Raw genomic sequence first — 9,086 nt, 5'->3', positions numbered from 1 at the left:
TCATAAAAGTTACGTTGGCTAGTGTTCATGATCGAAATCAATCACACTATAATTTGTTTATTGTTGACGTTTGTTTGTTTAGTTTTCAAAGAGCAATTTTTTCTTTATCGCCCAGAGGCGACTTTATTAATTTAACATTTCCACTTTCGAATGTCAACATCTTTTTTTAAAAATGTTTTCTTCAAAAGTTTGTTTGTTTGTCCTCTCGGCGAGGACGTGTTCTAATATATCACGGATAAAAAATGAATGCAACATAAATCCAAAAAAAATTTCGATTAAGTCACAAAAAGTATTTTATGTTTATTTAGCACTTAAATATACAAGCTAACTAAATGTAATTTTATCCACAGGTCTTAGGGAAGTAAAGTATTTATGTATTATGGGAATTTTCAGAATATCCACACTTTATCAACATCACTACACAACTTATCCACAAGTTTTCTGTATTTACACTTTCTAGTTTTTCTCACAAATAGTAATAGAATTTTTTTTTGCATCATATTTTGTATATTAATTGAGATATGCGATAAGGAGAATGAAACATGCTCGAGACGGTAGCCTTTTATCTATCATTAGTCATGGCAATTTTGTTATTTTTACGAGGATATATTGAAGCGATAAACATCAGCAATGCAGAGGGTAGTAAAGTTAATGGTGGTACACTAATTTTTTGTGCAATATTTGCTTTATTTTTTTCAAAAATGACGTTTATTTTCTATTAATGAAGTGTAAGAGGCAATTATGGATTGCCTCTTACTTTTTTGTGATCAATCAGAAATGTTAAGATACCGATTAAAACGATGATTCCACCTGCGATTTGGGTCCAGATCACACTTTCGTTTAATAGAAGGACCGCCAGAATGGTTGCCCCGATTGGTTCAAACAAGATAGCAACTGATATGGTCGAGGTGCTGAGCCATTTGAGTGACCAGTTCATTAGGGAATGTCCCAATAGGTTTGGGATCAACGCCAATAAGAAAAAGTTGAGCCAATTCACACTGGAGTATCCAACGAGCGCATCTCCTCGGATTAATTCATATAGTAGTAATGTGACGGAGCTAATGCTGTATACGACAAAGGTGTAAGTGATTAGTGAGATTCTTTTGCGTACGGTTTGTCCGAATAATAAGTAAGCCGTGATGAGCGCACAGGCGATTAATGCCAACACATCTCCATACAAAGCACTTCCACTTATTTTAAAATCACCCCAGCTGATGACAACACTACCAGTTACAGCAGCAACTCCACTTATGATTTCTTTTTTCGATAATCTTTCATTAAAGAAAATAAATGTGCCAATAAAGGCAAACAACGGCTGCAGTGTTACCAGAACTGTTGAGCTAGCAACGGAAGTGTAATTGAGAGATTCGAACCAGAGAATGAAGTGAAAGGCAAGGAATACTCCAGCTATCGTGGAGTAGAGCCAATCGCGTTTCGTAATAAGTCGCAGTTCTGAAACATACTTTATTAGAAATACCGGCAACATCAGCAGCACCGAAAAGAAAAGACGGTAAAATGCGATGACGCCTGCCGGTGCGGTGGAAAACTTCACAAATATCGCTGAGGTTGATATGGAAATGACACTGATCGCTAGGGCGAAGTATGGATTAATGATTGTTTTCCCCATAAATTAATCTCCTTCTTGATGAATACATGGTAAAATTTAAGTAGGTATAATTTTACAATGATTGTTTTGACTTTTACTATACTACAATAAGTTATTCACTTAAACACCAATCTTTACATAGAAATTACGAAGGAAGAGCGGGGGAGGATTATGTTCGGTATTGATTTGGATTTGCACATTTTATTGAAGCTGGGCATTTCGGCAATATTAGGCCTGATTATCGGTCTGGAGCGGGAGCTGAAGCGGAAACCAGTCGGCTTGAAAACAAGTTTAGTTATTTGTATTGTGAGCTGTTTGCTGACTATTGTATCAATTGAGTCAGCTTATATGTTCCCAGGTGATAATGACGTCAATATTACGATGGATCCACTTCGTTTGGCGGCACAGATTGTTTCGGGAATCGGCTTTTTGGGAGCCGGCGTTATTCTCCGTCGTGGCAATGAGAGCATTTCCGGGTTAACAACCGCCGCAATGATTTGGGGCGCAGCCGGCATCGGAATTGCAGTCGGAACCGGATTTTATCTTGAGGCTATCTTTGGAGTTATTCTGTTAATTTTCAGCGTAGAGATTGTTCCGTACTTTATGAGTTTTTTAGGGATTAGAAGGCTGCGTGAAAAAGAGGTTCAGTTGAAGCTTCATGTGAAGGATCGCAATAAGATGGGCGAGATTATTGAATTGATTAAGCGCGAGGAGATAAAAATTAAAACGATGCGAATTAAGGATACGAGCGAAGGCGATCATTTTATTCAATTGATGTTGATTGTTGATTTTAGCGAGGACACGACTGAGGTTTATCAGCATGTGGTGAAAATCGAAGGGGTTGAAAAGCTCGAAGTCGAGAGTATGTCATAGATGGGGTATGCGGAGGGGAGCTTTTGATGCTCCCCACCTCTATTTGTATTATTAACTTGTTTACAACAACTGAAAGGTCGTATTAAACACTTGCATCTTGGTGTTGTACTCGCTATAATTTTTGTTGTACCGTAATTTGCTTTATTGCGGGGGATTAGCTCAGCTGGGAGAGCGCTTGCATGGCATGCAAGAGGTCAGGGGTTCGAGCCCCCTATTCTCCATAATATTTAAAAGAAGAGAAAACCTAAATTTAAGGTTTTCTCTTCTTTTTGTTTTGGTGATAGTTCTCTTTAGTAGAAAATACCACTATAAATTTGCCACAAATCTGCCTAAAACGATGAGTATATTTACTAAAAACTGACATTAGTGGTAGCGTTTTCACTTTGGTTTTATGTAAAATTGTAAATAGGTTTTTATTCGCCTTTATTTGGCGCGGCCTCTCCTGCTTGAGTTGAGGCCTGTTTTTTTGACATAAATCATTCAAAAAATCGGAGTCGTACTTATTGGAAAATGTGGTAATTTTAGGATGTATTAGAAATTTATTATGCAAAGGGGTAATGAAAATGAAATGTGATAATTGCGGTGGGGCCGATTCATTTTCAGCAATATTTTTCGTTGATCGAAATGGTCATTATTTTTCCGAAACAGAGTTAGAGGCCTTTCGAGTTTTGCACCCAGAGGTCAAAGATCAATTTTATAAAAAAGTAGTATTATGCGGTTATTGCCAATTTGAAATTAAAAAAGAATGGCTTAATACCTGAGTAATTTCCTGTGAATACCTAATTAAATTGGAATTCTCATATTTTTTCTGTAAAAACCTCAAGGATATTGGCTGCAAATTCCGTCATACGAAATCCCCTTATGAATCATCCCCTTCAATTTCCCTTTAAAGGATATTATGGGTCGCTCTATAATACATTTCCCATCCAATAATCCGCAAAGGCGTTTCATAGAAGTTCTTTATGATACAAATCTCTCTCAAAAATCCGTATAAGTGTTTCGTAGAACCTCTCTATGATACATTTCCCATACAAAAATCCCTATAAGTGTTTCATAGAACCCCTCTATGATACATATCACATCCAAAAATCCATAAAATTGTTTCATAGAACCGCTCTATGACACATTCCACATCCAAAAATCCTAAAAAGTGTTTCATAGAACCCCTCTATGACACATTTCCCATCCAAAATTCGGTAAAAGTGTTTCATAGAACCCCTCTATAACACATTTACCTCTCAATAATCCGTAATAGTGTTTCATAGAACCCCTCTATGACACATTTCCCATCTAAAAATCCACAAAACTGTTCCATAGCCCTGCCGACCTAAAACAAAACAAGTGGAGATAGCCTCTTTTCCCCACTTGTTTTAATAAATCTACTTCATTTATCGTTGATTTTGCTTATTATATTTTCCGAATTCCTTCGTCGCATGGACCATTGTTTCAATCACTTCGAGCGGGACGTTGTATGGGATTTCTGGACCTTGAGACGATACGATGTAGCCATAGCCTGATGCCGCTTTGTTAATAGCCTTTTTCACCTCGAGCTGGGTCCGGATTGGGTTCCAATTTATCATTTCTATATTATTAAAATTACCCATAAGTGCAATACGACCTTGTGCGATTTTTTTGCACTCATCTAGATTGTCCTCGTGTTCAAGGATCGCAACGAGGGCTCCGGTTGTAGCGATTAAGTCTAAAATCCCCGTTGTACTTCCAACAGGTTCATACACAATTGGAACTCCAATTTCTTTAATGGTTTCCTGTAATAGCGGATGGACATATTTTTCAAACAAATGTCTGCTGATAACAGTTTGCGAAGCCATTCCATCGGCCAACACAATGATTAGAGCACCTTGATTGACCATTTGCTTCGCCCAAGATACAACGTATTCCTTACATTTGTTCAAGAGTAGTTTCAAATATTGGTCGCCATGACGATCTTCATCTAAAAGAAGTCTAATAAACGGACCAGTTCCCATGAGCATGCTTGGAAGACTGAAAGGTGCGATCAAAGAACCTATTACAGGCGTGTGATGCCCAACTTCTTTAGCAAGAATGTTAATTGCCTTTAACGACTCCATCGTTTCCCTAGAATTAGTCGGATCAGGAACTTTTAAATCGACGATGTCTTCCGCTTTGCTAATCAATATTTTTGATAGAATTGGAGAGCCGTTAGGATAATAAGTTAGCGGCAAGCCCCATGGTACCAAGTCCTGAACAACATGGGGAACACCAACAACGCCATCATGCTCCATTCGCTCGAGCAATGTTAATTGACCTTTAGCCAGGTGGACACCGTTTTGCTGATATGTTGGTAAATCAATGTTTAATAGTTTCGAACCTTGCATTAATGCCACAGGAATGACTGGGACACGGTCGACCGGCTGAAATGTTACAGCATTTACTACCCGTTCAATTGAATTCATTATACGCCCACCCTTCTGCTTAATAAGCCAAGCAATTCTTTCGCCACTTTAACAGCTTCAATTCCTGTCTTGGCCATCGCGTCGGCTTTGACGGATTGCACGAGTAGTGGTTCAAAATTGAAAGGTGCGCCCCCAACGAGAATTTTCACGTCTTTTAGGCCTTCTTTGTCCAGTAATTCTCGCAATCTAGTAACTTCCTCAGCAGTATGAAGGATTAATGCTGAAACGCAGACGAGCTTTGCATTGTGTTCTTTTATCGCTTTGACAAAATCGACATTATCAACGGACAAGCCGAGGTCGATGACTTCAAAGCCTGCCATACCTAAGAAAGTGGAAATGATTTTTCTTCCTAATGCATGATAATCTCCGAAAGCATTTCCAATAATGATTTTACCAAGGTGTTCTTTATGGTGCTCTTTTTCTAAAACCGGAATAAGAATTTCCATACACGCCTCAATAATACGGCCGTTGACATAGATTTCACTTAAAGGAACGAGTTGATTAATTTGCTCTTTACCGACGGTTTCCACGGTTCGCTCGAGGATATGATTCGTAATAAAGGTTGCATCCTCACCTGAATTGAGCGCATTCTGGATTAACTCGGTACAGGCCTCCAAATTCTCCTGTTTAAAATTGCGATAGAATTCCTTGTATAAATTCGATGTATCATCAGATTTCAAGCGATATGTAGTAATCCCCAATTCCTTATGTATGTCATTAAGCATTTCCTTTGTTAACTCAGCCTGCTGTTTGAGGATTCTGCTAACATTTGCATAACTCATTTTATTATATTCAACCATGACATAAACCTTATCAACTAGGTCTAAAATCACGTGCAGTTTATCATCAAGGACCAGCGATTCATTTACGATGTTTTCACTGTCTTGGTACATTGAAATAAAGCTTTCCTTACCCTCTTCTAGTTCTTCGACAACAGCAAATAAGGTTTGATTGTTTTCATTCAGAGTGTGTGTCATTTCTGAAGTTTGCAAAGCAAGTTGGCTTGTGGTGTCGGTGATGTTCGTGGATGATTTACTCGTCACTTCAGATAATTTACGTACTTCAGTCGCAATAATTTTGAATACCGCCCCTTGAGGCCCAAGCCGATGTGCTTCGATATTGGCATTGATAGCAAGGATATTCGTTTGCGATGAAACATCCTTTAATAAATGAAATGTTTTTTGGAGCTGTTTTTCAACTTCGGTATGATTATTGTTTAATTCAACGATTTTCTCATTGATCATCGTATAATTTTCTCTTAAGTGGATCATTTTGTTCAAACCGTCAAGAAACAGCGTTAATTGATTGTCGATTTTTTGCTTCGTGCGTTCAGCAATCAGGGTAATATAGTTATCATTACTAGTGTAGTCTAAATATATCTTCTTGATTTTTAATAGATAATCTCCCAACGCCTCTGAAGAAGTTTCAATATCCTCACAATAGTTGATTTGTGACCAGAGTACACTGAGCTGTTTCTCCAATCGCTTTTTTTGTTTTTCCAAAAAAGGATGATTTGACAAATTAAGCCCTCCCTCAATATATGAGCGTGCTCCAACTTTTCAATAAATACAAACATTCCCATCTTTCATCTTAAACTATTTATTATATTGAAAAAGCGACAAAATTCACTATTATTGTAAATTTTACAACTTTTATCCTCAAAAAATAAAAAGACCACATCCAAATTGGAATGTGATCTCTATTTATCTTGCAATTAAACTTTTTTGTAAAAATTGTTCTAGTTCCAGCTCTGGGAGTGGTTTGCTGAATATAAAGCCCTGAATGCTATCACAGTTTTTACTTTTTAAAAGCTCCAATTGCTCATGTGTTTCGACCCCTTCAGCAATGACTGATAAATTCAAGCTTTGGCTGACGGATATAATCGCTTCGATTACCTTAAGGTCGAATAAATTTCGGTTCATTTCATTCACAAAAGAACGATCTATTTTCACGGTATCAACTGGGATTTCTTTTAAATATATCATCGACGAGTAGCCAGTACCAAAATCGTCAATGGCAATTTTAACACCCATTCCCTTCAGGGAGTGAATAACCTGGTTCACAAGTTCTTTATGCTGAATTGCAACGGTTTCCGTAATTTCCAGCTCAAGAAATTGCGATGGTAAGCCAGTTTCGGTTAAGATTTGCCGAACAGTATTCACAAAGCTGCGTTGGATTAATTGAATGATAGACACATTGACAGAAACACTTAGATGATAGCCTTGATTAATAAGTAACATAGTTTTACGACAAGCGGTTCTGAGCACCCACTCACCAATCTCATTAATCAGTCCGGTTTGCTCAGCCACTGGAATAAAGCGGTCTGGAGAAATAATTCCAAGTTCTGGATGGTACCAGCGAATTAACGCCTCCATCCCGTTTACAGCACCAGTCGAAGCATTGAATTTCGGTTGGTAATACAAACGAAACTCTTCCTGCTCAACCGCTCTACGTAAAGCAGTTTCAATGATTAGCTTTTCCTTAACGTTTTCCTCTTGCTCATCTTGGAAAATGACATATTTATTACCACCATTATTTTTGGCTTTATACATGGCAATGTCTGCTTTTCGAATCAGTTCACCAATTTCAGTGGAATGTTCAGGATAAAGACTGATGCCAATACTAGCGGTAATAAAAATTTCTTTACCATTGATAAAGAATGGTTTTGCTAAGGATTGCTGGATGATATCGGCCTGCTTCTCAATTTTTTTAATATTATGATAGGGAGATATGAAGATAAATTCGTCGCCACTTTGTCGGGAAATGCAGACTCCACTATCCCCTACGCAAATCTGTAACCGAGTTACAAATTTCTTTAATAGCTCATCTCCAAAAGCATGTCCATATGTATCATTAACAAGCTTAAAGCGGTCTAAGTCAAGAAACAGTATCGCCAACTGCGGATGCGTAACTATCATTTGATTAAGCGTTTCGATAAAGCTACGGCGATTTGGCAAACCAGTCAATACATCGTGCAACGCCAATTTTTTATATCGTTCCTTGCTTTCTCGTAATTCCCACTCGATTTTTTTCTTTTCGGTAATGTCATACCGTATTGCGACAAACTGATAGGGTTTCCCGTTATGATCAAGCAATGGAATAATCGTTGTATCGACCCAGTAAGGCTCGCCATTCTTTTTCTTATTTTGAACCTCACCTTCCCATTTTCGGCCCGAGGACACAGTTTCCCACAAATTCTTCCAGAAACTTTTCGGATGAAAGCCAGAATTGATAAGACGATGAGTTACACCTATTAATTCCTCTTGCGAATAATTTGATACTTTACAAAACTTATCATTTACATATGTGATGACCCCATTAACATCGGTAATCGCCACAATCGCTGAATTATCTAAGGCGTACTTAATATCAGTTAAAACCTTGAGCATATTAGCTTGCCGGTCCATATGACTATAATCCTCCATCATTTTATAAACCCAACCCCGCTATTCATCCTCATATATTAAGAGAATGTAAAAATTGTTAAATTATTGTGAAAAATCTAAAGCATTTATATATTACATCAATAAAATATATTCCACAACCAAATTATTCATTTTTTCGACAAAATAATTCCCAAGAATAGTCTAAACCTTGATTTGTCGAGATTTGTAATGATTTGCGTTTACCTCACCTACAAAATGGCTATTTTATTAATATATGGATATTGTTGACCCGATTAACACTGTATGTATATTGTCATAATTTAGACAAACTTTTATCTAATAGGTTGTTTATTTTTATTTATTTGCATATTAAAATACGCTTATAAAAATGAAGGAGCGATGAGGATGAAATTCCCTAAAAATATTATATTAGAATCAGTCGCAGAACGTAAAAACAATGAAGATTTTGGCCTTGAGTTTGTTCAAGAGCTTGGCAATGATGATGCCGGATACGATGAAATGATCGTTGTCATTTTTAAATATCAGGACAAATATTACAGTGTTGACATTCAACACCTTGGTGGAAGAAATAATTACGATAACTGGGAAGAAGAAGTGGAATGCCCAGAGGTTGTTCGTAAAGAAGCAATCCAATATTATTGGGAAGAAGTTAAACAAGCATAATTTGAAAAAGAGGCTGGGACATAACTAGCTTCAATTAATGAAAAAGGTGAAATTGAGTTGGCTCAATTTCACCTTTCTTTATTTTTTTCTTATTACTCTAGTTCA

General features: G+C 37.2%; 8 protein-coding genes and 1 tRNA gene. 5 read left to right on the top strand and 4 right to left on the bottom strand.

Features of this window, described 5'->3' with window-relative positions; all coding sequences use genetic code 11:
• Positions 1-542: 542 nt before the first annotated feature.
• On the top strand, positions 543-722 hold the full coding sequence (locus HHO41_RS21625) for a hypothetical protein (protein ID WP_169102589.1): 180 nt from the start codon (positions 543-545) through the stop codon (positions 720-722).
• Positions 723-739: 17 nt separating this feature from the next.
• Here HHO41_RS21625 and HHO41_RS21620 read toward each other — a convergent pair whose 3' ends face one another.
• A complete protein-coding gene (locus HHO41_RS21620) occupies positions 740-1,627 on the bottom strand; it encodes a DMT family transporter (protein ID WP_169102587.1) in 888 nt (295 codons plus the stop codon).
• Between the two features lie 150 nt (positions 1,628-1,777).
• Between HHO41_RS21620 and HHO41_RS21615 the strand changes: the two genes are divergently transcribed.
• The 3 genes from HHO41_RS21615 to HHO41_RS21605 all read left to right on the top strand — a co-directional run bounded on the left by HHO41_RS21615 (position 1,778) and on the right by HHO41_RS21605 (position 3,240).
• Positions 1,778-2,479: an MgtC/SapB family protein gene (locus HHO41_RS21615; RefSeq protein ID WP_169102585.1), complete on the top strand. Its 702-nt coding sequence runs from the start codon at positions 1,778-1,780 to the stop codon at positions 2,477-2,479.
• Between the two features lie 148 nt (positions 2,480-2,627).
• Positions 2,628-2,700: transfer RNA gene (locus HHO41_RS21610), tRNA-Ala, on the top strand.
• A 342-nt stretch (positions 2,701-3,042) separates the two neighbouring features.
• Positions 3,043-3,240 carry a hypothetical protein gene (locus HHO41_RS21605; RefSeq protein ID WP_169102583.1) on the top strand — a complete coding sequence of 66 codons (198 nt, stop codon included), beginning with the start codon at positions 3,043-3,045 and terminating at the stop codon, positions 3,238-3,240.
• A 627-nt stretch (positions 3,241-3,867) separates the two neighbouring features.
• Here HHO41_RS21605 and HHO41_RS21600 read toward each other — a convergent pair.
• The 3 genes from HHO41_RS21600 to HHO41_RS21590 all read right to left on the bottom strand — a co-directional run bounded on the left by HHO41_RS21600 (position 3,868) and on the right by HHO41_RS21590 (position 8,318).
• The gene (locus HHO41_RS21600) at positions 3,868-4,911 is read right to left on the bottom strand and encodes a uroporphyrinogen decarboxylase family protein (protein WP_169102581.1); all 1,044 of its coding nucleotides are present in this window, start codon (positions 4,909-4,911) and stop codon (positions 3,868-3,870) included.
• Positions 4,911-6,431, bottom strand: coding sequence for a cobalamin-dependent protein (locus HHO41_RS21595; protein ID WP_169102579.1), 1,521 nt, complete (start codon positions 6,429-6,431; stop codon positions 4,911-4,913). The genes HHO41_RS21600 and HHO41_RS21595 overlap by 1 nt, the downstream gene beginning before the upstream one ends.
• A gap of 183 nt (positions 6,432-6,614) precedes the next feature.
• Positions 6,615-8,318 (bottom strand): sensor domain-containing protein, encoded by a 1,704-nt coding sequence (locus HHO41_RS21590; RefSeq protein WP_169102577.1) that lies wholly within the window; start codon positions 8,316-8,318, stop codon positions 6,615-6,617.
• A gap of 384 nt (positions 8,319-8,702) precedes the next feature.
• Here HHO41_RS21590 and HHO41_RS21585 point away from each other — a divergent pair, with 384 nt between their 5' ends.
• On the top strand, positions 8,703-8,981 hold the full coding sequence (locus HHO41_RS21585; protein WP_169102575.1) for a hypothetical protein: 279 nt from the start codon (positions 8,703-8,705) through the stop codon (positions 8,979-8,981).
• Positions 8,982-9,086: the final 105 nt, after the last annotated feature.

It is taken from the genome of Bacillus sp. DNRA2, assembly GCF_012843265.1.
In the GTDB taxonomy this organism is placed as follows: Bacteria; Bacillota; Bacilli; order Bacillales; family Cytobacillaceae; genus Bacillus_BU.
The sequence above is the reverse complement of the archived record's forward strand: the minus strand, read 5'-3'. Positions and strand labels throughout refer to the sequence as shown.

Coding starts and splice junctions, on each gene's coding strand:
- HHO41_RS21620 (WP_169102587.1), bottom strand. CDS start 1,627: ATGGGGAAAACAATCATTAATCCATACTTCGCCCTAGCGATCAGTGTC.
- HHO41_RS21605 (WP_169102583.1), top strand. CDS start 3,043: ATGAAATGTGATAATTGCGGTGGGGCCGATTCATTTTCAGCAATATTT.
- HHO41_RS21590 (WP_169102577.1), bottom strand. CDS start 8,318: ATGGACCGGCAAGCTAATATGCTCAAGGTTTTAACTGATATTAAGTAC.
- HHO41_RS21615 (WP_169102585.1), top strand. CDS start 1,778: ATGTTCGGTATTGATTTGGATTTGCACATTTTATTGAAGCTGGGCATT.
- HHO41_RS21600 (WP_169102581.1), bottom strand. CDS start 4,911: ATGAATTCAATTGAACGGGTAGTAAATGCTGTAACATTTCAGCCGGTC.
- HHO41_RS21625 (WP_169102589.1), top strand. CDS start 543: ATGCTCGAGACGGTAGCCTTTTATCTATCATTAGTCATGGCAATTTTG.
- HHO41_RS21585 (WP_169102575.1), top strand. CDS start 8,703: ATGAAATTCCCTAAAAATATTATATTAGAATCAGTCGCAGAACGTAAA.